This is a genomic window from Bacillus sp. NEAU-CP5 (genome assembly GCF_026420705.1).
GTDB lineage: Bacteria > Bacillota > Bacilli > Bacillales > Bacillaceae > Bacillus > Bacillus velezensis.
In genome coordinates, this window is the sequence record NZ_JAPMOV010000001.1 from 955,889 (window position 1) to 980,777 (window position 24,889).

At 46.8% G+C, this 24,889-nt stretch carries 28 protein-coding genes; 13 read left to right on the forward strand and 15 right to left on the reverse strand.

All coding sequences use genetic code 11. The features are described 5' to 3' along the window. Positions 1 to 82 precede the first annotated feature (82 nt). Positions 83 to 304 (forward strand): hypothetical protein, encoded by a 222-nt coding sequence (locus tag OTK50_RS19850; RefSeq protein ID WP_044802760.1) that lies wholly within the window; start codon positions 83 to 85, stop codon positions 302 to 304. A gap of 136 nt (positions 305 to 440) precedes the next feature. After that, entirely contained in the window at positions 441 to 1,418 is a 978-nt protein-coding gene (fabHB, locus tag OTK50_RS04220; RefSeq protein WP_003155217.1) for a beta-ketoacyl-ACP synthase III FabHB, read from the forward strand. 62 nt (positions 1,419 to 1,480) lie between these two features. On the opposite strand, the gene OTK50_RS04225 is transcribed toward fabHB, so the two are convergent. The 6 genes from OTK50_RS04225 to OTK50_RS04250 all read right to left on the reverse strand — a co-directional run bounded on the left by OTK50_RS04225 (position 1,481) and on the right by OTK50_RS04250 (position 10,408). Next, complete coding sequence (locus tag OTK50_RS04225; RefSeq protein WP_021494936.1) at positions 1,481 to 3,814, reverse strand: YhgE/Pip domain-containing protein; 2,334 nt, start codon at positions 3,812 to 3,814, stop codon at positions 1,481 to 1,483. Positions 3,815 to 3,888: 74 nt separating this feature from the next. Further along, positions 3,889 to 4,461, reverse strand: a complete 573-nt coding sequence (locus OTK50_RS04230; protein WP_007610428.1) for a TetR/AcrR family transcriptional regulator — start codon at positions 4,459 to 4,461, stop codon at positions 3,889 to 3,891. Positions 4,462 to 4,609: 148 nt separating this feature from the next. Next, positions 4,610 to 6,043, reverse strand: coding sequence for a protoporphyrinogen oxidase (gene hemY / locus OTK50_RS04235; protein WP_007610422.1), 1,434 nt, complete (start codon positions 6,041 to 6,043; stop codon positions 4,610 to 4,612). A 27-nt stretch (positions 6,044 to 6,070) separates the two neighbouring features. Next, positions 6,071 to 7,006 (reverse strand): ferrochelatase, encoded by a 936-nt coding sequence (hemH, locus tag OTK50_RS04240; protein ID WP_003155221.1) that lies wholly within the window; start codon positions 7,004 to 7,006, stop codon positions 6,071 to 6,073. Between the two features lie 75 nt (positions 7,007 to 7,081). After that, a complete protein-coding gene (gene hemE / locus OTK50_RS04245; RefSeq protein ID WP_045207591.1) occupies positions 7,082 to 8,143 on the reverse strand; it encodes a uroporphyrinogen decarboxylase in 1,062 nt (353 codons plus the stop codon). 123 nt (positions 8,144 to 8,266) lie between these two features. Beyond that, entirely contained in the window at positions 8,267 to 10,408 is a 2,142-nt protein-coding gene (locus tag OTK50_RS04250) for a transglycosylase domain-containing protein (RefSeq protein WP_045207068.1), read from the reverse strand. A 122-nt stretch (positions 10,409 to 10,530) separates the two neighbouring features. Between OTK50_RS04250 and hmoB the strand changes: the two genes are divergently transcribed. The 3 genes from hmoB to OTK50_RS04265 all read left to right on the forward strand — a co-directional run bounded on the left by hmoB (position 10,531) and on the right by OTK50_RS04265 (position 13,790). Beyond that, positions 10,531 to 11,031, forward strand: a complete 501-nt coding sequence (hmoB, locus tag OTK50_RS04255) for a heme-degrading oxygenase HmoB (protein WP_038457497.1) — start codon at positions 10,531 to 10,533, stop codon at positions 11,029 to 11,031. A gap of 117 nt (positions 11,032 to 11,148) precedes the next feature. Continuing rightward, complete coding sequence (locus OTK50_RS04260) at positions 11,149 to 12,534, forward strand: membrane protein (protein ID WP_044802756.1); 1,386 nt, start codon at positions 11,149 to 11,151, stop codon at positions 12,532 to 12,534. A 68-nt stretch (positions 12,535 to 12,602) separates the two neighbouring features. Next, complete coding sequence (locus OTK50_RS04265) at positions 12,603 to 13,790, forward strand: M20 family metallopeptidase (RefSeq protein WP_224224154.1); 1,188 nt, start codon at positions 12,603 to 12,605, stop codon at positions 13,788 to 13,790. 23 nt (positions 13,791 to 13,813) lie between these two features. On the opposite strand, the gene OTK50_RS04270 is transcribed toward OTK50_RS04265, so the two are convergent. Genes OTK50_RS04270 through OTK50_RS04280 form a run of 3 tightly spaced genes read right to left on the reverse strand, consistent with a single transcriptional unit; the run spans position 13,814 to position 16,523 of the window. Further along, positions 13,814 to 14,518, reverse strand: a complete 705-nt coding sequence (locus OTK50_RS04270) for an EcsC family protein (RefSeq protein ID WP_007610404.1) — start codon at positions 14,516 to 14,518, stop codon at positions 13,814 to 13,816. Positions 14,519 to 14,560: 42 nt separating this feature from the next. Beyond that, entirely contained in the window at positions 14,561 to 15,787 is a 1,227-nt protein-coding gene (locus OTK50_RS04275) for an ABC transporter permease (protein ID WP_045207065.1), read from the reverse strand. Beyond that, positions 15,780 to 16,523, reverse strand: coding sequence for an ABC transporter ATP-binding protein (locus OTK50_RS04280; RefSeq protein WP_025284506.1), 744 nt, complete (start codon positions 16,521 to 16,523; stop codon positions 15,780 to 15,782). Before OTK50_RS04280 ends, OTK50_RS04275 begins: the two co-directional genes overlap by 8 nt. Before the next feature lie 490 nt (positions 16,524 to 17,013). Between OTK50_RS04280 and OTK50_RS04285 the strand changes: the two genes are divergently transcribed. From OTK50_RS04285 to OTK50_RS04295, 3 genes are all read left to right on the forward strand, one after another. Next, the gene (locus tag OTK50_RS04285) at positions 17,014 to 17,451 is read left to right on the forward strand and encodes an HIT family protein (protein WP_045207064.1); all 438 of its coding nucleotides are present in this window, start codon (positions 17,014 to 17,016) and stop codon (positions 17,449 to 17,451) included. 135 nt (positions 17,452 to 17,586) lie between these two features. After that, positions 17,587 to 18,666, forward strand: coding sequence for a 3-phosphoserine/phosphohydroxythreonine transaminase (gene serC, locus OTK50_RS04290; RefSeq protein ID WP_224224153.1), 1,080 nt, complete (start codon positions 17,587 to 17,589; stop codon positions 18,664 to 18,666). Positions 18,667 to 18,786: 120 nt separating this feature from the next. Continuing rightward, complete coding sequence (locus tag OTK50_RS04295; protein ID WP_029325969.1) at positions 18,787 to 19,302, forward strand: tryptophan transporter; 516 nt, start codon at positions 18,787 to 18,789, stop codon at positions 19,300 to 19,302. A 60-nt stretch (positions 19,303 to 19,362) separates the two neighbouring features. On the opposite strand, the gene OTK50_RS04300 is transcribed toward OTK50_RS04295, so the two are convergent. Next, positions 19,363 to 19,554, reverse strand: a complete 192-nt coding sequence (locus OTK50_RS04300; protein ID WP_007409223.1) for a hypothetical protein — start codon at positions 19,552 to 19,554, stop codon at positions 19,363 to 19,365. Positions 19,555 to 19,671: 117 nt separating this feature from the next. Between OTK50_RS04300 and OTK50_RS04305 the strand changes: the two genes are divergently transcribed. Further along, positions 19,672 to 20,028, forward strand: coding sequence for a YtxH domain-containing protein (locus OTK50_RS04305; RefSeq protein ID WP_007409224.1), 357 nt, complete (start codon positions 19,672 to 19,674; stop codon positions 20,026 to 20,028). A 179-nt stretch (positions 20,029 to 20,207) separates the two neighbouring features. Next, positions 20,208 to 20,819, forward strand: a complete 612-nt coding sequence (locus tag OTK50_RS04310; RefSeq protein WP_003155240.1) for an HTH-type transcriptional regulator Hpr — start codon at positions 20,208 to 20,210, stop codon at positions 20,817 to 20,819. Here the strand turns inward: OTK50_RS04310 and OTK50_RS04315 are convergent. Further along, the gene (locus tag OTK50_RS04315) at positions 20,816 to 21,157 is read right to left on the reverse strand and encodes a YhaI family protein (protein WP_003155243.1); all 342 of its coding nucleotides are present in this window, start codon (positions 21,155 to 21,157) and stop codon (positions 20,816 to 20,818) included. The genes OTK50_RS04310 and OTK50_RS04315 overlap by 4 nt on opposite strands. Before the next feature lie 210 nt (positions 21,158 to 21,367). Between OTK50_RS04315 and OTK50_RS04320 the strand changes: the two genes are divergently transcribed. Further along, a complete protein-coding gene (locus OTK50_RS04320) occupies positions 21,368 to 21,898 on the forward strand; it encodes a DUF3267 domain-containing protein (RefSeq protein WP_007409225.1) in 531 nt (176 codons plus the stop codon). Positions 21,899 to 21,958: 60 nt separating this feature from the next. Beyond that, positions 21,959 to 22,177: a hypothetical protein gene (locus OTK50_RS04325; protein WP_003155245.1), complete on the forward strand. Its 219-nt coding sequence runs from the start codon at positions 21,959 to 21,961 to the stop codon at positions 22,175 to 22,177. Between the two features lie 55 nt (positions 22,178 to 22,232). On the opposite strand, the gene yhzE2 is transcribed toward OTK50_RS04325, so the two are convergent. Further along, entirely contained in the window at positions 22,233 to 22,319 is an 87-nt protein-coding gene (gene yhzE2 / locus OTK50_RS04330) for a sporulation protein YhzE2 (RefSeq protein ID WP_003155248.1), read from the reverse strand. 124 nt (positions 22,320 to 22,443) lie between these two features. Then, positions 22,444 to 22,530, reverse strand: a complete 87-nt coding sequence (yhzE1, locus tag OTK50_RS04335; protein ID WP_017417375.1) for a sporulation protein YhzE1 — start codon at positions 22,528 to 22,530, stop codon at positions 22,444 to 22,446. A gap of 158 nt (positions 22,531 to 22,688) precedes the next feature. Here yhzE1 and OTK50_RS04340 point away from each other — a divergent pair, with 158 nt between their 5' ends. Next, on the forward strand, positions 22,689 to 23,546 hold the full coding sequence (locus OTK50_RS04340; RefSeq protein ID WP_007610390.1) for a peptidylprolyl isomerase: 858 nt from the start codon (positions 22,689 to 22,691) through the stop codon (positions 23,544 to 23,546). 39 nt (positions 23,547 to 23,585) lie between these two features. Here OTK50_RS04340 and OTK50_RS04345 read toward each other — a convergent pair whose 3' ends face one another. Both OTK50_RS04345 and yhaM read right to left on the reverse strand, forming a co-directional pair. Continuing rightward, positions 23,586 to 23,813 carry a sporulation YhaL family protein gene (locus OTK50_RS04345; RefSeq protein ID WP_012117207.1) on the reverse strand — a complete coding sequence of 76 codons (228 nt, stop codon included), beginning with the start codon at positions 23,811 to 23,813 and terminating at the stop codon, positions 23,586 to 23,588. 114 nt (positions 23,814 to 23,927) lie between these two features. Beyond that, a complete protein-coding gene (yhaM, locus tag OTK50_RS04350; RefSeq protein WP_003155251.1) occupies positions 23,928 to 24,872 on the reverse strand; it encodes a 3'-5' exoribonuclease YhaM in 945 nt (314 codons plus the stop codon). Between the last annotated feature and the right edge of the window lie 17 nt (positions 24,873 to 24,889).

The window sequence follows — 24,889 nt, forward strand, 5'->3', positions numbered from 1 at the left end:
CTCTTTTGATCCACAACCCGTCCAATCTTTTCCTTCTCTTTTTTCATAGAATAAAGGGAGCATGAGCATAGGAGGGAAATGTATGATCAGCCGTAAACCGCACAAGCGGAAAAGATTTCATAATGATTGGTTTGAGGATTGGTTTGAGGATGATTGGTCTGGTGCAGCCTTCTGGGGCTGTAAAAAAGAAAAAGATCACTGTAAAAAGAAAAAAGAAGACCCTTGCAAAAAGAAGAAAGACAAAAAGAAGAAAGAAAAAAAGAAGCATCATCATTCATGCCGCCGCTGCTGCCGTCATTGGTAATCGTTCACACAAGCCCGTTTTACAAATAGATTCTCATGCTCCCCAAACAGCGGATGCTGCTTGGGTTTTTTTATTAAAATTAGTACCAAGTAATAATATCAGGTGTTATAATCTGATATAAAGGAGTGATTTTTTCATGTCAAAATCTAAAATTACAGCAATCGGTACATATGCTCCGGCACGCCGATTAACAAACGCGGATTTGGAGCGCATCGTCGATACATCTGATGAATGGATCGTCCAGCGCACCGGTATGAAGGAAAGACGCATTGCCGGCGAACATGAATTCACATCGGATTTGTGTGTGGAAGCGGTGAAAAACCTTGCAGAACGATACAGCGGAACTCTTGATGATGTCGATATGATCCTTGTCGCCACAACGACGGCGGACTATGCGTTTCCAAGCACCGCGGCACGCGTGCAGGCTTACTTCGGCTGGCCGCACACAGGGGCGCTTGATATTAACGCCACATGCGCCGGACTCACTTACGGCCTTCAGCTCGCAGACGCATTAATTACTGCCGGTTCCCATCAAAAAGTGATTGTCATTGCCGGCGAAACATTATCAAAGGTAACGGATTATACTGACCGGACGACCTGCGTTCTTTTCGGAGACGCTGCTGGCGCCCTATTGGTGGAACGCGACGAATCAGCGCCGGGCTTTTTGGCAGCCGTGCAAGGAACAGCGGGAGGCAGCGCGGACGTGCTGTATCGCACGGGACTGAGCGCAGAATTAAACGGCGAGCCGCTTAAAGGCGGAGGAAATATGGTGCAAAACGGGCGCGAAGTATATAAATGGGCGGCCAGAACCGTGCCTGAGGAATGCAATGCCCTTTTAGAAAAAGCCGGCTTTTCAAAAGACGATCTGGATTGGTTCGTTCCTCACAGCGCCAACATGCGGATGATCGAATCCATCTGTGAAAAACTGCCCTTCCCGCTTGAACGGACATTGACAAGCGTTGAATATTACGGCAACACTTCATCGGTTTCTATTATTCTCGCATTGGATGAAGCTGTGAAAGCGAAAAAACTGTCGGAAGGCCAGACGCTGGTATTATTCGGATTCGGCGGCGGATTGACGTATACCGGACTGTTGGTAAGATGGGGATTTTAATGGTACGACGATCGAAATCTAAAAAAAGAGGCCCTGAGCATCTGCTCAGGAGCCTCTTTTTCTTATGCTGTTATTTCTTCTTCCGTTTTGTGTTCTTTTTTGCTTTGCACCGTAAAATACACGATGGTCAGCGCGATCATGACAACGGCGATGCCCAACAGAATGGATGCCTGCTGCCACATATAGCCGTAATCGCCATTTGAAATGACGGCGCGGAACCCGTTGATGCTGTAAGTCATCGGCAGTGCCCCGTGAATCACTTGATAGAATCCCGGCAGGAGTTCAAGCGGGAAGGTTCCTCCGCTTGCCCCGAGCTGGAGCACCAGAATGATGACAGCGATAAAGCGTCCCGGATTCCCCATCGTTGTCGCCAATAATTGAATCATGGACAGGAACGCGATGCTGGTAATCATCGTAAAGAGATAGAATCTCCAAGTGCTCTCCACATCAAGCCCGATTCCTTTTAACAGAACCGTGGCGACAATTACGGATTGAATCAGTCCGACGAGCAGAATGACGCTGAATTTGCTGAGGAACCATTCAAAACCGTTTCTCGGACGCCCTGAAGCTTCACTCAGAGGGAATACGACCGTCAGCATCAATCCGCCGACATACAAGCCCATAGAGAGAATATAAGGCGTCAGTCCGGTACCGTAGTTAGGCACGGAATGAATCGCGTTATCGTCCGTTTTTACCGGATCGGCAAACATGCTGTACGTTTTGTCATCTGTCTTAATGTCCCCGGTTTGATCGGCCGCATCTTTCAGCTGGCTGGACAATTGTCCGGTGCCGTCTAAAAGTTTGCTTAAACCGGTGCCGAGAGACGCTTGACCCTGCTCAATTTTGGACGAGCCGTCATGGATTTTGTTTTGCGCGTCCAGCAGTTTCGTTAAGCCGCCTGATACCTGGCCGCTCCCTGACACTAACGCTTCTGATCCTGATTTGAGCTGTCCGAACTTGCTGTTGTATTCGCCGATACCGGCTGTCAATTTGTTTTGGCTTTCAAAAACGGTTTGCGCTCCGCTGTATAATTTATCAGTTCCAGCCGTCAGCTGGTTAATCGCGTCTTGTACCGCCGCTGCGCCGTTATACAGTTTCGATGTGGACTGAGGCAGTGCTTTCAGCTGATCAGCCTTCGCTTTTACATCTTTGAGCGCGCTTTTTATGACTGACATATCCGGAAGCTGAATATCTCCGCCGGACGGAAGCTGGCTGACGATATTGTCTAAATCCGGAAGGTCGGCCTTCGGAAGCTTCTCATTCAGAAGCTGAACAAGTTTCGCTTTTTGCTCATCCGTTAAGAAATCACTGTCCTTAATCACCTTTTTGACCGCGTCATCCCGGGCATCCAGGTTGTTTTTCAGATCAGAAAGCTTCTTCTTAAACTGCTGCAGGTCCTTTTCAGTCTGCTCGAGCTGCCCAACCGCGTTTTCAATGTCTGACAGGTTGACTGAATTGATCGCATCTTCAAATGCCGCCGCTTTTTGCGACACTTCCTGCGCCTTGCTGTTTAACGCGCTTAATCCATTCGTTAAATCCGGAAGCTTTTGCTGGAGCTGCTTTTGTGCGTCAAGGCTCGTTTTCAGCCCGCTGGCCACTTGGCCTCCTCCTGAAGCAATCTGTCCTGATTTATCTTGAATTTCGGCGCTTGCGCTCTGAAGTTTTGCGATAGAGCTGTCAAGCGTTTGAATTCCGCTTGTCACTTTCGCCGCTCCGTCTGCAAGCTGCTGCGTTTTATCGCTGATGGTAGCGGTGCTTTCAGTAAGCTTCGCTAAATTTTCCTTCAGCTTGGCGCTGCCGTCTTTCGCGTTTTTCGTGCCGTCGTCTATTTTCTTGGCTCCGCTGCTGGCTTTGCCGAGCCCTTTGGCAATATCTTTAAAGTTATCAAAAATGACTTTTGCGTATTGCTCCGTCACTTCTTTCGACACGGAGGCTTTCAGTTTGTCGATCGCCTTTTCCCCGATTGTCGCGCCGACATAGTTTGATCCGGCATTCGTATGATATTTCAGATCCAGCTTCTTCGGATTTTTATCCATTACCGTGCTGGCGTTTTTAGAAAAATCTTCAGGAATCTCGACCAATAAATAATATTTAGCATTTAATAAGTCCTTTAACGATTGATCAAGATCGCTTGAAAAATGCCAATCAAAATTATCATTTTTCTTTAACTCTTTCACAAGATCGTCACCGATCTGAAGATGTTTCCCTTCGTAGTCCGCCCCTTTATCCTGGTTGACAACGACAACCGGCAGCTGATCCACCGTGCCGTACGGGTCCCAGTACGCCTTCAAAAACACTCCGCTGTAAATCAGCGGAACGAATAATATGGCAATGATGGGGATTAACAGTTTCTTGTTCGTTACAATGTCTTTCCACTGGCTTTTTATTGTATTCAACCCTGTTGCCTCCTTCCGCAAACTGACTCATTTGACAAAACGGTCACGGCACCTAAAAAGTGAAGGATCATCTATTATTTAGATAATCCTTGACCAACATACATTTCCAGCAATTCAGCGATCGTCTCTTTTTCAAGAGGCGGATGGTTTTTTTCCCAGTCAAATATCAGTGCGATGTAGAGCTTGAGCATCACAAAAGCGGTCAGTTCCGGATCACACGGTTTAATGCTTCCGTTTTCAATGGCTGTTTCTATCTTTTCTTTAATGTATGACAGAATGGCCCGCTCCATTTTCACAATGACATCCTGAACGGCTATTGTACCAATCTCGGCGTTCTCCTGAAAAATTTTAATAGTCAGCTGGTGTGTTTTTCTGAATTCCAAAATCGCGACAAGCGCCCGGTGGACATTTTCGTGAAATGAAAGCTCCGGTTTCATCGCTTCGTCTGCGTGTTCCTTCATTTCTCTTAAAATAGTGGTGAAAATATCATCAAACAGTTCTTCTTTGTTTTTGAAAAACGTGTAGATGGTTCCCTTTCCCACATTTGCAAGCTTTGCCACCAGATCCATTGTCGTTGCTTTGTAGCCGAATTGTGTAAAAGACTTCGTTGCCGCTTCCAGAATGAGCTTTTTCCGATCGACGGACATGTTTCCCACCTCGTTAAATTGACCGTTTGAACGTTTTAGTCATTTTGTACATAAGATAACTTATCACAGTCGCAAAGAAGATTCAAATGTTTTTTCTCTTTATTGGTGTTCCCTTTACAGAACGGGAACATGCAAAAAAACCTCCGTTTTACGATAACGGAGGCTGGTACGTTTCAAATATATAAGCCAGTGAATCATATACGGCGGCTTTTCCCTGGTCGATACAGTCGGGGATGCCCACCCCTTCGAAAGACGCGCCCGTCGCGTATACGCCCGGATAGGAAGCTTTCAGCGCATCTCTGAACTCTTTGATGCGCTCCTTATGGCCGACATGGTATTGCGGCATGCTTTCGTTCCAGCGGGTCACACAGGTCATTTCCGGTTCGCCATTTATTTTCATTACTTTTTTCAAATCTTCCATTACGATTTTAATGATCTCGTTATCTGAAAGATCTACGATGGATTCATCTCCGGCCTTTCCGACGTACGCTCTGAGAAGCGTTTTGCCCTCCGGCGCCGCGTGCGGCCATTTTTTATTCGTCCATGTGCAGGCCGTGATGGAGAAGTCGCTGTTTCTTGAGATAACGAATCCCGTACCTTCATGCTCCATCTTGACGGCACCCTCAGGAAAACCTAAGGCGACGTTGGCAACGGACGTAGAATGCATGTCTTTGAGACATGAAACCGCCGGCAGATCAGAAAGCATTTTCGCCGCGGCTTTATGCGGGGCTGTCACTATGCATCCTTCCGCATAGAGCACTTTGCCGTTATCAAGCGTCACGGAGTATCCCTTCTCCTCGCGGCCGATATGGGTGACTTTCGTGCCTTTCATCACTTTTGTCAGCGTAAGCTGCTTTTCCAGCTCCTCCACCAACGTTTGAAGCCCTGTCGTCAGCGTTAAAAACTGGCCCTGCTTTTTGGCCGTCAGCTGCTGTCCCGAAGGCTGCGGACGCGATTTTTTCATGCCGAGAATCAGGCTTCTGTGCTTCTGCTCAGTCTGATAAAATTGCGGAAACGTGGACATGAGGCTCAGCTTATCAATATCTCCGGCATAAATCCCTGATAATAGCGGTTCTATTAAATTCTCAACGACTTCGTCACCGACGCGTCTGCGGAAAAATTCACCCAGAGACTGATCTTCCTTCGGTTTGCTCGCAGGCAGGACAAAGTCAAGCGCCGCCCGCGCTTTTCCGGGAACAGAAAATAAACCGGTGGAGATGAACGGAGCGATTTTGGTCGGAATGCCCATCACCGCGCCCTTCGGCATCGGATGAAGCGTCTCGTTGACGAGCACGTAAGACTGGCCGGTCGCATTGTTGACGAGCAGATGCTCAAGCCCCAAATCCTTGACGAGCTGCGGCGCGCTTTTTTTCCTTTCCAAAAAAGAATCCGGGCCCCGCTCAATGATGTAGCCGTCTTTATGCGCCGTCTGAATTTTGCCGCCGGCTCTCGGGCCTGCTTCGATCAGGGTGACCTCAAGCGGCAGCTGTTTTTCTTTGATTTCTTTTTCCATGTAGAAGGCGGCGGCTAATCCCGTTATGCCGCCGCCGATGATGACCAGATGTTTTTTATCGCCACTCATTTTTATCGCCTTCTTTACCGTTTAATTCTACTTGTCCAGCTCTTTCAGCACGACCGCTGCAAGCGCGTCGATAAATTCAGGCTGTGCGTTCGGCATAGCCGGACGATAGTAGCTTGCGCCGACTTCTTCGGTCACAGCTTTGCATTCATAATCATTATCGTAAAGCACCTCTAAATGATCGGCAACGAAGCCTGCGGGCACGTATACAAATGCTTTATAAGGATGCTTTTGATACAGCTCGCGCGTGAGATCCTGCACATCCGGCCCGAGCCACGGATCAGGGGTGTTCCCTTCGCTTTGCCAGCCGACTGCGTAATCGGTAATTCCGGCGCCTTCGGCAATCAGTTTTGCGGATTCCTCCAGCTGGTCAGGATACGGATCGCCGTATTCTTTTATTTTTTCAGGAAGGCTGTGCGCTGAGACGATCAGCATCGCGTCATCCCGTTCTTCTTTCGGCATTGATTCATACGTTTTCTTCACCTGGCCGACCCAATAATCAACGAATTTCGGTTCATCATACCAGCTTTCAACAGACTTGATGGTCAAGCCGCCGAGCTTCTCCGCTTCTTCTTTCGCGCGTTTGTTGTATGACTGAACGCTGAATGTTGAAAAATGAGGGGCGAGCACAAGGCTGACAGCTTCTGTAATGCCGTCTTTATGCATGTCCGCCACCGCGTCTTCAATAAACGGTTCAATATGTTTTAATCCGATGTACACTTTGAATGTTACGTCATCCTGGATTTCATTTAAACGCTGTGCGAGCTTCTCCGCCTGCTCCTGCGTAATTTTTGCAAGCGGCGAAATGCCTCCGATCGCTTCATATCTGTCTTTTAAATCTTGAAGCATATGAGGCTCCGGCTTTCTTCCGCGTCTGATATGCGTATAATAACGTTCTATGTCCTCTTCTTTGTAAGGCGTTCCGTAAGCCATGACAAGAAGTCCCATTTTCTTTTTGCTGCTCATTTTGTTAAACACCTCTTTTGATGGTCTGTCTACCTTGATTTTGACAGGAAAATCTTCTTATAACCAACGATCTGCTCAGGAAGATTGTTCCGTTTTTTTGGCCGCGGAATATTCATGTACAAACGCCGTCAGCTTTTTCAGCGTTGCCGGCTTGACATCAGGGAATACGCCATGCCCTAAATTGAAAATAAACCCGTCCGTTTTCATGCCTTGATCAAGTATCGCTTTCGCTTTTTTCTCGATGACTTCCCAAGGCGCAAGAAGAAGCGACGGATCAAGATTGCCCTGAACCGTTTTTGTAATGCCTTGTTTTCTGGCGTCATCTATGCCGAGTCTCCAATCAAGACCGACGACATCAAGAGGAAGGTCATGCCAATCCCCGGCCAGGTGGCTTGCCCCTACGCCGAACATGATCAGCGGAACTTGCTCTGCTGAAAGCTCCCGGAAAATTCTGTCCATCACCGGTTTTATAAACTGCCGGTAATCTTCGCGGTTCAGCGCGCCGACCCATGAATCAAAGATCTGAATGGCTTTTGCGCCGGCGTTAATCTGTGCTTTCGCATAAACGATAATCATGTCCGCGAGCTTGTCCATCAGCATTTGCCACGCTTGCGGCATACTGTGCATAAACGCTTTTGTTTTGTTGTAATTTTTAGAAGGCCCGCCTTCAATCATATAACTGGCCAGCGTAAAAGGCGCTCCCGAAAAACCGATGAGCGGAACATTCAGCTGTTCGTTTACGAGTAATCGGATCGTTTCCAGCACGTAAGGAACATCCTGTTCGGGATTCAGTTCGCCGAGCTTTTCAATATCCGCAGCAGAGCGCACCGGCTGATCGATCACCGGGCCGATTCCGTTTTTTATTTCAACATCCACTCCGATATAAGGAAGCGGCGTCATAATGTCTTTATATAAAATGGCAGCGTCCACTCCGTACTGCTCGACCGGAAGCCTCGTCACATACGCGCACAGCTCGGGCTGATGCGTAATTTCGACTAAGCCGTACTTTTCCTTCAGCTTGCGGTATTCCGGCTGAGACCTCCCCGCCTGTCTCATGTACCAGACAGGGACGTGATTTGTTTTTTCTCCCCGTGCCGCTTTTAAAAACGTATCATTAAACGCTTCTCGTTTACTCATCTGAATTTCCACCTTTCCTCCTGCAACCATACGTTCGTGTTCTTCGCCCATTACACTATACCTTGTTTTTTCAAAAGCGTATAGAATTGAGGCTTAATGTTCAAAAAATCGCCGAATTCATGATTAAGAAGAAAAAAGCTTCGGCTGAACGTATTCCGTTCCCTCTCCTTCTTGATCCGTCTGTGAATTATATGGAACGACTTTGTATGAAGCCCCTGAAAACAGATTGGCGTACGGTATGTCAAAGCTGCCTTTTCCTTTCACAGAATCCAGAAGCTTGTCTTTTCCGTCTTTCTTCTCATATATTCGGTAAACAACCCGATCATCCTTTTGAATATCCCATTTTAATTGAACCGTAATCAGTCCCATCGCCTTAAATGTATAACGGGCCGACAGGGACTTTACCGCCTCCAGCTCAATCGGGCTGCCCAGTTCCTTCACATTTTCAGGCTTTTTGAATGTCCGGCCGTTTTCCCCCGCTTTTGTGACGATATCTTTAAAGAGTCTGACCGGGTATTGGCTTCCGCCTTTCAGGTAATGGGTTTTATCCGTTTTGTCATAGCCCATCCAGACGGCTCCCGTCAGTCCGGGAGTGTATCCCGCAAACCAGGCGTCCTTTGTCGCGCCGGGGACGCCGGGAAATGTGGTCGTGCCGGTTTTCCCCGCCAGGTCACCTTGATAGCTGCCTTGTGAAGCGGTTCCTTCTTTTACGACCTGCTGAAGCATTCTCGTCATATTCCATGCCGTCTGTCCGCTGAAGACGCGCGTTTTGCCGTTTTTAGGCCCGGACAACGTTTCTCCGTCTTCGTCCGTGATGTTCTCTATAAAAAATGGCTTCGTATACATTCCGTTTGCCGCAAAGGTATGATAAGCTCCGGCAAGCTGAAGCGGAGTAACGCCTTCAGACAGACCGCCAAGCGCAATCGCGAGTCCGTTGTCAGAAACGTTCATGCCGTTTTTCTCAAGATACGATTTTCCCGTATCTACGCCGATCTGCTTCAATGTCCAGACAGCGGGCGCATTTATGCTGTAAGTGATCGCATCCTGCATCGTCACTTCCCCCTTGTACTGTCCGTCATAATTTTTCGGTTCATACCCGTCGTAGGACGTGAGTTTGTCTTGGAGAAGCGAATACGGTTTGAACTTGTCTTCCTGCATGGCGGGCCCGTATACGGCAATCGGCTTAAACGTTGAGCCCGGCTGACGCTTCGCCGTAACCCTGTTGTATCCTTTTGTCACGTAGTCGCGTCCGCCGACCGCCGCGCGCACGCCTCCGGTTTTATTATCAATAAAGACGGCGCTTCCCTCTGCCGCTTGATCCGTCCCCGGAAAATAGCCGCTTTCCTTCATGAGGGTGTATGCTGTTTTCTGCAGCTTGGAATCAAGTGACGTCCGGATCGTATAGCCGCCTTGAAGCAGCTGTTCACCTGACATCGAATAACGGTCTTCCGCCTCCTTGATGACAAGATCAATATAACTGTCAAACCAAGGCGTTTCTGATGTTTTCTTGACATGAAGCCCCAATGTCCGGCCCTGGGCTCTGACGGCTTCCTTGGCGCTGATATAGCCTTGGTCGTTCATCATTGCAAGAATCGTATCGCGGCGTTCTTTATTTTTATCCGGATGCTGAATCGGCGAATAAAGAGATGGCGCCTTCGGAATCGCTGCCAGAACGGCTCCTTCCGCAACGGTTAAATCTTTTACTTCTTTATTAAAGTAGTAGTGGGACGCGGCTTGAATGCCGTAAACGCCATGGCCGAAATAAAGCTGGTTCAGGTACATTTCAAGCAGCTTGTCCTTGCTGTAATCACGCTCAAGATTGATGGCGATAATGACTTCCTTCGTCTTGCGCAAAAATGTTTTATCATGAGTCAGAAAAATGTTTTTCGCCAGCTGCTGGGTGATCGTGCTTCCGCCCTCCACCTTGCCGCCTGCTAAAACATCCCGGAACACCGCCCGGCCGACAGACTTTACATCAATGCCGTGATGTTCGTAAAACCGTTTATCTTCAACGGCGATAAAGGCATCTCTCACATCTTCCGGAACCTGCTGAATGGATACCGGCTCGCGATTTTCCGTATAGAGGCTCGCGATTTCATCACCGTTTTGATCGACGATTTTTGAAGATGCGTGCAGTATTAATTTCTTTTCATCGATGACATAATGGCCGAGAAATATAATGATAATGTATCCGATTAACGCGAGAAAAGCGGTTGCCGCCGCAATTACAGCCGGAATAAAGAATCTTTTTTTCTTTTTCAGCATAAGTCACCTCGCCTTTCTTAACTTGTAGTATGGGAAATATTGTTTCGAATTATGTCAGAATGAGTCGCCAATAGAAACTTATACCACTCTTTTGATATACTAGCAAGCAGGAGGTGGCTGATATGAAGGTTTATATTACATACGGGACAGCCGATTTTTTAAAGACGATTGCAAAGAAACACCCGAGTGAGAATATGGTGCTGATGCAAGGGGAGGAAAATGCGGTCTTAATTCATGAAACAAATGGAGAAACCGTTTTTCAGGCGCCCCATTCATATGAGAGCATCGACAGCGTCGGGGAAATCAAAAAGCCGGGCTACGCCGTCCTCAACAACATCGCCGTTACCCAGGAAGGCCGTCCGCTGTTTGAAAACCGGTTTAAAAACCGCGCCGGAAAGGTGGAAAATGAACCCGGTTTTCAAGCCATCCGCGTATTAAGACCGCTCGAAGGCGATACGTATGTCATTTTGACCCTGTGGGAAGAGGAAAAAGCCTTTCAGGATTGGCAGCAGTCAAACTCTTATCAGGAAGCTCATAAAAAACGCGGAACATCTGCCGGCATCGACACGACGTCTATTTTCTCCCGGCCGTCTTATGTAACCGCTTATTACGCAATAGACTGAAAACCGCCGGAGATTCTCCGGCTTTTTTGATGTCCCGATTTTTCGCATCCTTCTTTGCACCTTCCGCCCGCCTATGAATAACCTGTAGCAATCCTATTTATAAACGGAGTGGTTCAATTGGGGATCGGCGTCTACTCGGTACATCTGCTTTATGTTGCTTTTATCGCGGCCATTATCGTTTTTATGCTTCTCAGAAAAGATACAACCTTTATTTCACTTGCCGGCATTTTTGTGATTGCGCTATGGACGACGCATTCATTCTCCGCTTCGGTCAGCAGCCTGTTTCACAGCTTCACGTATGCCGCCGGAGAATTACTGCCGACGATTTTTATCATTTGTTTTATCGTGGCGATGAGCGGCCTTTTGACCGAAACCGGTATTAATGAAGCGATGATTTCTCCGTTTGCAAAGCTGATGAAAGGGCCGGCTGTCGCGTATTGGGTTATCGGCTGTCTGATGTTTGCCATCTCTCTTTTTTTCTGGCCGTCACCAGGGGTGGCGCTGATCGGCGCTGTGCTGCTTCCCGCAGCGATCCGGGCGGGCCTTTCTCCGATCGCCGCGGCTATGGCGATGAACCTGTTCGGCCACGGATTCGCTTTATCGGGGGATTACGTCATTCAGGCGGCTCCGAAATTAACGGCCGATGCCGCGGGCATTCCCGTGAGCGATGTCATGCAGGCAAGTATTCCGCTCGTTTTGATCATGGGGTTAACGACGACAATCACCGCTTTCTTCCTCATCATGCGGGATCGAAAAAAAACGAAGGCCCCCCTCTCCTTGGACAGCTCCGGTTCTTTGGACACAAGTATGTATCTGCCGAAAAAACTCAGGGTGATCCTGGCGGTTTTCATTCCGCTTGTTTTTCTCGCCGATATTATCTGCATGATCGTATACCGTCTGCAAGGAAACGATGCGACGGCACTCGTCGGAGGAACCGCGATCGGCATTCTCCTGATCATTCATTTCATTGTATATAAAGAGCGGCATTTAGAAAAGATCACCGAGTATTTTATCGGCGGTTTTCAATTCGGCTTTAAAGTATTCGGCCCCGTCATTCCGATCGCGGCCTTCTTTTATCTCGGTGACGCGGGGTTTAAAAGTATTTTGAACACCCCGCTGCCGAAAGGATCTGCGGGGATCGTCAATGACCTCGGATTGGCCCTGTCCCATTCTTTTCCGATGTCCGGAGAATTCGCCGGCATCGCCCTGACCGCAGTCGGTGCGATTACCGGGCTCGACGGGTCAGGGTTTTCCGGTATATCTCTTGCAGGCTCGATGGCAAAGCTGTTTTCCGCCGCGCTTCATACGGACCCGGCCGTTTTAACAGCGCTGGGACAGATTTCAGCGATCTGGGTCGGGGGCGGAACATTGGTCCCTTGGGCACTGATTCCCGCTGCGGCTATTTGTAAAGTTGATCCGTTTGAGCTTGCCAGGAAAAACTTTATCCCGGTTGCGGCCGGGCTAGTCGTCACAACGATCGCCGCCATCATCATTCTTCCGTAGCAAAAGGATTGAAATCTTCTGACATTTTCTATACAATCATGGGAAAAGCAGACGAGGGGGCATCGCTTTTGACGTTAACGACACTTCAAAAAAGCTTAAACGCTCAGCTTGACGGGCTGTATGAGGAAATGGTTGAAATCAGGCGTCACCTTCACATGAATCCCGAGCCATCCTTTAAGGAGAAAAAAACACCGGCGTCCATCGCCTCATTTTATGAAAAGCTCGGCGTTCCCATCCGGACGAATGTCGGGGGCAACGGTGTCACAGCCTATATTGAAGGGAGTGAACCGGGACCGGTCGTGGCACTCAGAGCTGATTTTGACGCTTTGCCGATACAGGATGAAAAAGATGTGCCCTATGCTTCACAAATTCCCGGCGTCATGCACGCCTGCGGGCACGACGGCCATACGGCGGCTCTGCTTGCGGTCGGAAAAGTGCTGTACCGCAACCGGGAAAAACTGAAAGGGTCATTTGTGATGATCCACCAGCACGCCGAGGAATTATCTCCCGGCGGAGCAAAAGCAATGATTGAGGATGGCTGCCTCGAACATGTCAATGCCATTTTCGGCACACACCTATGGGCGACTGAACCCGTCGGAACGGTCTTATGCCGCCCGGGCGCAGTGATGGCCGCCGCTGACGGCTTTACGATTAAAGTCATCGGCAAAGGCGGCCACGGCGCGATTCCTCACGATACGAAGGACGCCGTTTTAATCGGCTCACAAATCGTCACGGCTCTTCAGCATATCGTCAGCCGGCGGGTAAATCCGGTGCAGCCGGCCGTCATCTCAGCCGGCTCGTTCATCGCTGAAAATCCGTTTAATGCGATTGCCGATCAGGCAGTTATATCAGGCACCGTCCGCTCGTTTGACGAAAGTGTGCGCAGCCTGCTCGAAGCAGAAATAGAAGCCGTCGTAAAAGGAATCTGTTCCATGCACTCCGCTTCCTATGAATATCGTTTCAAGCGCGGTTATCCCGCCGTCGTTAATCATCCTGAGGAAGCAGCGCACGCGGCGGCAGCCGCAGCGGAAACAGAGGGCGTCTCGAAGGTCATTGAAGGAGAGCCGCAGATGGCCGGAGAAGATTTTTCTTATTATCTGCAGCATACAAAAGGCGCATTTTTCTTTACGGGGGCCGCTTTAGAAAACGCGGAAACCATTTATCCTCATCATCATCCGAAATTTGATTTTAATGAAAAAGCGATGCTGACGGCCGCCAAGGTGCTTATCGGTGCCGCGGTGAGCTACCCCCGCTGACATAAAAAAAAACAGCCGGTACATTACGTACCGGCTGCTGTGATTCTTAAATGAAAAACGTGTCTTGCCGTCTCACCGAGCTGTGACAGCAGTTTATAATTGGCCGCTCCGCCCACGGCGGCTCCGACGACCGGCAAAAGCTGAAACAACTTCACCACGTCCAGATAATCGCGGTATTCCTGCTGAAAAACTCTCCAATCGACATCATGCTTTTTCGAATCCCATTGTTCAATCATTGAGTATATGCGTTTCCGCTGTTCACCGCTTGAGAAAGCCAGCTGAAAAATAAACAGCAAAAACAATCGCTCATCCCTGTCTTTGACATCATAGCCGTAAATGGAGGCAAGATCGAACAGACATTTCATTTTAATGGATAGCAGCAAAGGAAAATCAGCCATCCCTAAAAAAATTCCGCCGGCCCCCGTACCGATACCTTCGGCTGCCGCGACCTTTTGGTACGATGCGATGGTTTGTCTGGCGAGGGCATCTTTTTCAGCAAGCGTCATACCGTGTGTATCCCGCTTGCTTTTCACCAGATTTGAACCCGCCATTGTTGCTTCGGTCATTTTTTTTATGCTTTCTGTGATAACGGCATGAATTTTATCGGGAATCCGCTCATTTATTTTCGCCTGCATTCCTTTAGAAAAACGTTCAAGCATAGAATCTTTGCGCAAAAAACGCGCTTTCCATTGCAGTGCTTCCTGTATCAGCTGCTGATCGTCGGTCATCTGTGTCTCCTTCTTTCATTGAGGTTTCAAAAACCCGATAGATTACAGCTTGCCGTACTTTTTCAATCTTCCGCCCATATACGAAGGCATGATCACAAAAATCAGAACGGCTGAAGCAACAGCCGCATACAGCGCCCCGCTGACTCCCGCGGCATAGGCTGACGCTGCACAGAACAGCAGCGCCTGCACGGTTAACGCCGATTTCATCAGCGAAAAGAAACTTTGCAGCTTCGCTTTCTGATTGACCGGGTAAAGCTCCTGCAGAGAAAGATGATGAAAATGCCCGAACAGCGGCAGAAGCTGTATTCCCGTAATAAAGACGGTAAATACGGTTAACGCCGCCGTTATCCACGGATTTGCGGAAACGAGCATAATAATCAGGATAAAAATAATCGTGAGCCTGACCTGAATGCCAAGATAATCATTTGAACGCAGAAAGGCCCGCGCATACATATAGGAGAACGTTTTCCGCTGTTCAAACGGAATCATTCTGAGCAAAAAGTCGAGATACGCCCGGCGTTTTGCCTGTTTTTTCAGGTGAGGCACATCGGTAAACAGATTGGCGATTCTGTAAAACCGCTGCTTCCTTCTTAATTCATATTCAATATGGGCTTCCCATTTTAATGATTTATGTTTTGCGGCCGATGTAAAATACACATAAAGGCCGGCCATCACAATGTAGACGGCGGCAGCGTACACATAAAACGACTGTAAGACGAAGTATAAAAGCAGCATATTGCAGATAAAGCGTATGACCGCATCCATCATTTTCATGCTTCTGTCATTCATAAACGTCATCCGCCACTCCATGGCCTGATTCCACGCTTTTACCGCCAGCATCTGAATAAATACGGCGGCATACGACGCAAGCGACGCCCCCGGACTTACAGCGAAAAACAGGGGCATGCATACAACCGACAGGGCAATAAGCGGAAACAGCTGTGACAGATAGCTGTACTTAAATGAATTCTTAAAGTATGTCCCCATTTTCGGTTCAAGCGGCAGCAGAAACACGAGGTCCGCTTCCTTTAACAGCGTCCGGACGTATGAACCGGTCAGCACAAATGAAAAGAGCACCGCCATCACCCAAAATGACGGAAAATGAACGGGAATGTCTTTGACCCACTTGCTGTACCAGCTTGCCGCGCCGGCAATAAAAAAGATCAGCACAATGACGAGATGATCATTGAGCATATATTTCATATACATTCTGGTTTCCTTTATATGCTCTTCAAGCCGGGACTGCCAAATCGTAGACATATTATTCATGGCCGGCGTCTTCCTTCGTCAGTTCAATATACAAGTCATCAAGAGCTGCGTCTTCCATGCCGAACTGCTCTCTCAGTTCTTCCAGTGTGCCGCTTGCCCGCACTTCGCCGTTATGTAAAATAATGAAAGCGTCACAGTAGCGCTCTGCCGTAGCCAGGATATGCGTTGACATCAGCACGCTTGATCCGGCTTTTTTTGCGGCGTCCATCCGCTCCAGCAATGCATTGATCGCAAGCGGGTCAAGGCCGAGAAACGGCTCGTCAATGATATAAAGCGAAGGCTCCGCGAGAAACGCGCACATGATCATGACCTTCTGCTTCATCCCTTTGGAAAAGTGAGCGGGAAACCATTTCAGCCTTTTTTCCATTCTGAATTCTTTCAGAAGCGGAGGAAGCCTTTTTTCAAGCGTTTCTTTGGAAAGGCCGTACGCCATGGCCGTCAGCTCCAAATGCTCCTTGAGCGTCAGTTCTTCATACAGCACCGGCGTTTCTGGGATGTACGTAAATTGCGAGCGGTAGCTTTCCTTATCCTCCGAAAACGTCTTGCCGTTCAGCTCAATCGAGCCTTTATGCGGGTCCATTAATCCGATAATATGCCGGATCGTCGTGCTTTTGCCCGCGCCGTTTAATCCGATGAGTCCGACAATCTGGTTCGGCTCAAGGGTGAATGAAACATTTTTTAAGACCGGGTTTCTCGTATAACCGCCGGTTAAGTCTTTTACCGATAGCAGAGACATAATTTCTCCCCTTCTGATTCGTTTTTCTTCATAGTACCAAAAATAAAGTCTGATTTGAAACGATTCCCTTTTTTTCTCACGTGAAAAGTGTGCATAGTTATCGTTTTGGCGGACATCATAATGTATGTAGAAGGAAACAGCTTTAATCAACTGAAAATGAGGTGTTTATAAAAGACGTCTTAGAACAGTTGGATGAAAATCAACATGTCCTGTGCTTACAATTTCTTCACACACTGCTTTGATGATGTTCTTCATTCATGATGAAATAATCAAATGAGGTGTTTGTCCCAGGAATGATTAAGCAGACCCATAAGTCTTCATTTTAAAAACAAATGAGGTGCTTACAAAAGGCATATTCAATTTTCTGTGATAAAGCTCGTACTTCTGCATCAGGGTGAACGCGCAGCCGTTCATCCTGTTTTTTGTTTTGGCCGTTTTTGTGGTACGATGAGAATATACATATATTTCTTTTCAGGGAGGAAACCCATCTATGCACAAAGCGGACGATTGTATTTTCTGCAAAATCATTGCCGGTGACATTCCGTCTTCAAAAGTATACGAAAATGAACACGTCGTGGCGTTTCTTGATATCAGCCAGGTCACAAAAGGCCATACGCTCGTGATTCCGAAAACACATATCGAAAACGTGTACGAGTTTACGCCTGAGCTTTCTAAAGAATATTTTGAAGCGGTGCCGAAAATCGCACGCGCCATCCGCGATGAATTCGAGCCGATCGGGCTGAATATTCTCAATAACAACGGTGAAAAAGCGGGCCAATCGGTGTTCCATTTTCACATGCATATCATTCCGCGTTACGGAAAAGGCGACGGTTTCGGGGCTGTCTGGAAGACCCACGCCGATGACTATACGCCTGACGATCTTCAGGAGATCGCTTCAACCGTCAGAAAACGGCTTGCCTCATCTTAAAGATGAGGTTTTTTTGCGTCCGGAAACACAAAAAACATAAATTATATATTTTTATATCAAAAAAATCAAAAAATTGTGATAGGATAATTGTATTATTTCTTACACTAAAGCGGAAAACAGGGAGAGATCGTAAACATGGAACGTACAACGAATTTCAATGCAGGACCCGCAGCCCTTCCACTGGATGTGCTGCAAAAAGCACAAAAAGAATTTGTCAACTTCAATGATACCGGCATGTCCGTCATGGAGCTGTCCCACCGGAGCAAAGAATATGACGCGGTGCACCAAAAAGCCAAAAACCTTCTGAAAGAACTGATGGATATTCCCGACGATTATGATATTTTATTTCTTCAAGGCGGCGCAAGCCTTCAATTCTCCATGCTGCCGATGAACTTTTTAACGCCGGAAAAAACGGCGCACTTCATCGTAACGGGCGCATGGTCTGAAAAAGCACTCGCCGAGGCGAAACTGTTCGGAAACACATCCGTCACGGCAACAAGCGCAGATTCAAACCACAACCACATACCGGAAGCGGACCTCTCAGGAATCAAAGACGGCGCCTACTTGCATATTACGTCAAACAACACGATTTTCGGAACGCAGTGGAAAGAGTTCCCGAATTCACCGATCCCGCTCGTAGCCGACATGTCAAGCGACATCCTGAGCAGAAAAATTGATGTCAAAACGTTTGATGTCATCTATGGCGGAGCCCAAAAAAACCTCGGGCCGTCCGGCGTCACGGTCGTCATCATGAAAAAATCATGGCTTGAAAACGAAAACGCCAACGTCCCTAAAATTTTGAAATACTCCACTCACACAAAAGCCGATTCACTGTATAATACGCCGCCTACATTTGCGATTTATATGCTGAGCCTCGTCCTTGAATGGCTGGCTGAAAACGGCGGTGTCGAAGCGGCTGAACGGCGCAATCAGGAAAAGGCCGATGTCCTGTACGGCACAATCGACGCAAGCGGCGGGTTTTACGCGGGGCATGCCGCAAAAGACAGCCGTTCTCACATGAACGTCACGTTCACCCTCCGCGACAGCAGTCTTACGAAAAAATTCGTTGAAGAAGCGAAAGCGGCTAAAATGACCGGACTCGGCGGCCACCGCTCAGTCGGAGGCTGCAGGGCGTCTATCTACAACGCCGTCAGCCTGGCTGATTGTGAAAAACTGGCTCAGTTTATGAGAAAGTTCCAGCAGGAAAACGAATAAATTTCTTCTAACATAACGGTTCCTTTGATATACTGTTTGCATATCAATTTTTCCGGCCATCGCAATAAATGACGAGCATATTATTGGATGGCGAAAAAGCTTAGCAGAGGAGAGCTTAGTATGAAAACAAAAGAATTAGTCATTATGGCCCTGTTTGCGGCAATCGGAGCGGTGCTTCATTCCATTATGCCGCCGGTATTATTCGGAATGAAACCCGATATGATGCTTGTGATGATGTTTATGGGTATTCTGTTATTCCCCCGTGTGCAGAACGTGCTGATGATCGGGATTGTTACGGGAATCATTTCCGCACTCACGACATCTTTTCCGGGCGGACAGCTTCCGAATATCATTGAAAAACCGGTAACGGCGTTTCTGTTTCTCGCGCTGGCGCTTTTGGTGAAGAAGAGCGTGAAAACAGCGGCCGCCGCCGTCATTACGATAGCCGGCACCTTCATCTCCGGTTTGCTCTTTTTGGCGCTGGCCCTTCTGATTGTCGGCCTGCCGGGCGGATTCACCGCATTGGTGCTCGCGGTCGTCCTTCCGGCGGCTGCGCTGAATACGATCGCCATTATCATTATGCATCCGATTGTGCAGACGATCTTAAAACGGTCCAATATGATTGAAACGGTGTAATAACCGCATACCGAAACCTCTTCCGGCCGGAAGAGGTTTTTTAATGTGTTTCAGCATGTTTTATACGAGAAGTTTTGTGAAAAAGATAAGGAACAATGCGAGGGCGGTTCCTGCTGAGCAGACAATGGCCTTCTGGCGGACGACCCGCTTCGGCGGATAAGAAGCGGCCTGGCCGAGCAGTTTCAGGTAATAAACGGCGCCCGCCGCAAAGACAAGAGCCATACAAGATAAAACAATCATAAAGACAGACAACCTTCTCCCTCCTTTTCCCTTAAAAAATATGCTAAAATAAAGCAAGCTATGTATAGAAGTTTATTCTTCTGAACAAAAATGATAAAAGTTATGAGAAAAAAAACGGGGTGATTTCAAATGGCTGACGGACGTTCCCTTTTAACAGGCCTTTTCGTAGGCGGATTGATCGGAGGCGCAGCGGTGTTACTCTCGGCTCCTTCATCCGGAAAAGAGCTGCGGGGCAAAATCAAAGCGAATTGCAATTCAATTGAGGACACAATCAAACGGTTAAAAAAAGACGGAATGGCGCTTAAGGATCAGCTTGTCCAAACGGCGAAAGAAAGCGCAGAAGTCATTAAAGACGTAGGCGGAGAGCTTCAGACCAGCATTAAAAGGTGGCAGGAGGAAATCAAGCCGCACCAGCAGGATCTCCAAAAGGAAATCGCTGATATCGAAGAGAAAATCAGACAGCTGGAGAAAACCTTACAAAACTAATATCCTATACAACCAAAAAAAGTGCGGACATATTGCGTTCCGCACTTTTTTTTGCGGTTTAAAGCCTTTCCCAGCAACGGATTAAGAATTTATTATAAAATTCTTAAATTTTCATCTTTATTAATCTTTATTTTATTGGCATAATAGAGGAAAAGAAAATGTGAAGCAGGTGATCTGTATTGAATCGTGTTGAACCGCCTTACGATCTAAAAGAAGCTTTAATCTATACCCAAAAAATGGCGCAGCTGTCCAAAGCGCTCTGGAAATCTATCGAGAAAGACTGGCAGAATTGGCTGAAGCCGTACGACCTTAATATTAATGAGCATCATATATTATGGATTGCCTATCAGCTTAAAGGAGCTTCTATTTCAGAAATCGCCAAATTCGGCGTTATGCACGTATCAACTGCATTTAACTTTTCAAAAAAGCTTGAAGAACGGGGATATCTGAAATTTTCCAAGCGGCTGAATGATAAACGGAACACGTACATTCAGTTAACAGAAGAAGGGGAAAATGTATTCGAAAGCCTGCTTGAGGAGTTTGATCCGTCGAGAAACGCTGTGTTTAAAGGCTCACAGCCGATCTACCACTTATTCGGGAAGTTTCCTGAGGTTGAAGAATTAACCTGTGTCATCCGCCACATTTACGGAGAAGATTTTATGGAGATATTCGAGAAATCATTGACAAACATAAACAATGATTTTGATAGTGAAGACGGAAGGCTGAAGAAAAAAACGGACGAATCGGCTGTCCATGAAACGGCTGAAGAGCTGGAACCGATCAACAGTTAATCAAAGTGCTTCATAATCTCAATAAATTCTTCCATCAGCGCTGTATAAAGCCCCTGCTCATACAGAGCAAAAATCGTTTCATGAACATCTAATTTTTCGTTCAGCTGTCCCGCAAAAAGCGCAAGGAGCTTGTCAAACGTCACAAAGCCTTGCGCTTTTTGCGACTCCAGCTCGTCCTCCAATTCGCGGCAGATCCGCCCGACCTCTTCTCCTTCTTCTTCGGTCAGCCCTTTTTCAATCATCATCGCATAAAAAGGGTACTTATCCATATCCACCGTTTTCACCAGCAATTGTATGTAATATTCTAAACGCCCGATACGCTGATCCATTGAATCCATCCGTTTCACTTCTTTCTATCTTTAATCTTATTTTAGCTGATAATGAACGGAGAAGAAAGGTTAAACCGTACATTTCCATGTTTCACCGAGCTCTTCTGTTCTTCTCTTTCCAGGTTTATTTTTTTCTTTAAAAAAGGATTGATTTTTTCTCCTGAAGAGAGTAAATTATTTTGAGATTGTATTCCATCTTTGTACGGAAGGATGACTCTGATGAATTGCTGGAAAACCATTAATCTGATCAAAGATTATGGTGCGGTTCGTTTATTATTGACTGCTGTAGGTTTTATGATCCTGTTTTTTATATGCAACTTCTTGGCATTCGGGCTGCTGCGTCCGAATATCAGTTTAAGTGACGGGCACGTGTTTGCTTTTTGTGTTCTGCTCGTTGTTACTTTATTTGTACATAAAGTCATACATGTCCTGCCGATGATCTGTAAAAAAAGAAAAAAGGAAATGAAAATGTACTTCTTGCGGATGCCGACATGGAAAGGCATACCAAAAACAACGATGCTGATTTCAACGATCAGCCCGTTTTTATTCATTACGCCGTTATTGTTTTATGCCGGACTGGCATTTCCGAGACACGCTCATTACTTTTATATGATTTCGAGTATTCATGCGGGGTATTGCCTGCCTGATCTTCTGTTTGCGCTCCATCTGGTCAAAGCGCCCAAATCATGTCTGATTGACCAGGAATCCGACGGTTTTGATATTTTAGTAAAAAAAGTGCCGGAGTCTTGATGTCCCGCTGATTTTTCAGGTTACATTCTATCTTTTTTAATAAATATTTGGTAATGTAATATGGGAGCAGTTCAGAGAGAGGGGGAATCTCCCATCATTTTATTCTATTTTATCGTGGCTGCCCTGTTTATTCTTTATTTCATAAACAGGCTCACAAATACATTATGCCTTGTCAGAGAGATTCCTGAAGACCGGCAGGATAAGGTATTCCGTTTTATTAATGTATCTATTTTAATTTTACTGATCTCTTCATTCGTCGAGATCTCCTTTACTGTGTAAACAGGCAAAAAATATGGCTGACGGAGGTCTGACCCCCGACAGCCATATTTTTTTCTTAATAAAGCCAAGAAGCGCCGATGATGATCAATAAGATGAACAGAACAACCAATAATGCAAAACCGCCTGCAAATACTTCACCCATCTCCAAAAGCACCTCCTACAAAACGTTTTATTTTTCCAATTACATCATATGCAATTTACTTCTGAAACGATTAGGCGCCCGGGTAAGAAAACGGACCGCTTTTAGAAAAAGCGATCCGTTTCGCTTAACAAATGTAAGCTGCACCTACGATGATAAGCAATATGAACAGTACTACGAGCAGTGCGAAACCGTTTGAATATCCTCCGCCCATGGTTCATTACCTCCTTTTCATGATCAATATATTTGTATGTATCAGGAAAAAGTTTGACTAGACGAATGCCCTTTATTTAAAATCTTTTTACAGAAAGCCACAATATGTTATGATACGCATATGCAATTTAATTTGGATGATTAGGAGTGTTTAATGGAATGAAGAAAATCGCGATAGCAGCTATTACGGCAACGAGCGTCCTGGCTCTCAGCGCTTGCAGCAGCGGCGACAACGACGTGATTGCCAAGACGGATGCCGGAAATGTAACAAAAGGCGAGCTCTACACGAACATGAAAAAAACCGCGGGCGCAAGTGTGCTGACACAGCTCGTACAAGAAAAAGTATTAGCAAAAAAATACAAAGTATCGGATAAAGAAATCGATACCAAGCTGAAAGAGTACAAAACGCAGCTCGGCGATCAGTACAGCGCCCTTAAACAGCAGTACGGCGAAGATTACCTGAAAGATCAGGTGAAGTATGAACTGCTTGCACAAAAAGCGGCGAAAGACAACATCAAAGTGACTGACTCCGATACGAAAGAATATTACGACGGCTTAAAAGGTAAGATCCGCGCGAGCCACATCCTTGTCGCTGACAAAAAGACAGCTGACGAAGTGGAGAAAAAGCTGAAAAAAGGCGAGAAGTTTGAAACGCTTGCGAAAGAATATTCAACTGACAGCTCAAAAGACAACGGCGGCGACCTTGGCTGGTTCGATAAAAAGTCAATGGATGAAACATTCAGCAAAGCTGCATTCGGCCTGAAAGTCGGACAAGTCAGCGATCCGGTCAAAACAAAATTCGGTTATCATATCATCAAAAAGACAGAAGAACGCGGCAAATATGATGACATGAAAAAAGAACTGAAAGAAGAAGTTCTTAAGCAGAAATTAAACGACAACTCAGCTGTACAGGCGGCGATTCAAAAAGTCATGAAAAAAGCTGACGTAAAAGTTGAAGACAAAGACTTAAAAGACACGTTTAACACTTCAACATCATCATCTTCTCAATCTAAATAAAAAAAACTGTGCGGGCTCTCGGCGAGCCGCACAGTTTTTTTATGCGATCGAATGATTGGAGTTTTCTTCCGCATCCCCGTTTTCACTTGCGGGCGCCGCCATACGGCGCTCGCGTTCCTGTTCCATCCGTTCAATATACACCCTTCCTTCTTTTTCAATAAACGACTGATCAAGCTTTTCCTCTTCTTTAGCTGTTGTGAAAAGCTTATAAGCGCTGAAAATAATTCCGATAATGCAAAGGTATACCCACCAAGGAAAAAATAGCACGTCGGTTTCCTCCCTTTTTCACCCAGAGTCTTTATTCTAAGCTATGCTTGATAAAGACAAGTTATGAGAGCTGAACGTAAAAAAGACCGATCATAGAGAATCGGCCTTTTTATCTTATTGATGGAAAGTCGGTTTGTAGAAAGAACGGTTTTCAAGCGCAAATACACGCTCTGTGTATTCGCCCGGCTTCACCCGTTCCAGCGCTCTGTCCATCATGATCATTTTTGCATCCAGATTATCAATGTAGTGCAGAATTTCCGCTTCTTTCACCATCGGCGGTTTCGGGCTTCCCCATTCCGCTTTTCCGTGATGGCTTAAAATCAAATGCTTCAGAATCAGCACTTCTTCAGCGTCAATCTGAAGCTCTTCGGCTGCTTTTGAAAGCTCTGTCACCATGATCGAAATGTGCCCGAGCAGATTCCCTTCCACGGTGTACGTTGTGGAGACGGGGCCCGAAAGCTCTTTTACTTTGCCGAGATCATGCAGAATGACTCCGGCATACAGTAAATCCCGGTCAAGAGACGGATACAGATCGGCAATCGCTTTTGCCAGGTTCAGCATGGACACTACATGATACGCGAGCCCGGAGACGAACTCATGGTGGTTTTTAGCCGCAGCCGGGTAATCCATAAACTCAGCCGCATATTTTTTGACCAGATGTCTCGTGATCCGCTGGATGTTTGGGTTTTTCATTTCAAAAATGTATTGAGTGACGGTTTCCATCATTTCATTTTTCGGAATCGGCGCCGTTTCCAGAAAATCATCAATGCTGACATTTTCATTTTCGCCGGCCGGCCGGATGTTTCTGAGCTTAAGCTGGTTTCGTCCGCGATAGTGATGGACATCTCCGATCACCTTCACGATCGTCTGCGCCGCGTACGTTACTTCATCAGTCGGCTTGGCATCCCACAGCTTCGCTTCGATATCTCCCGATTGGTCCTGCAGCATTAACGTCAGGAATGGTTTTCCGTTGCTTGCGATTCCCTTAGTCGAAGATTTAATCAGAAAGTATTGATCGACCTGCTCGCCGACCTCGTGCAGCATAATACCTTTTGCCATTCTATTAAAAGCTCCCT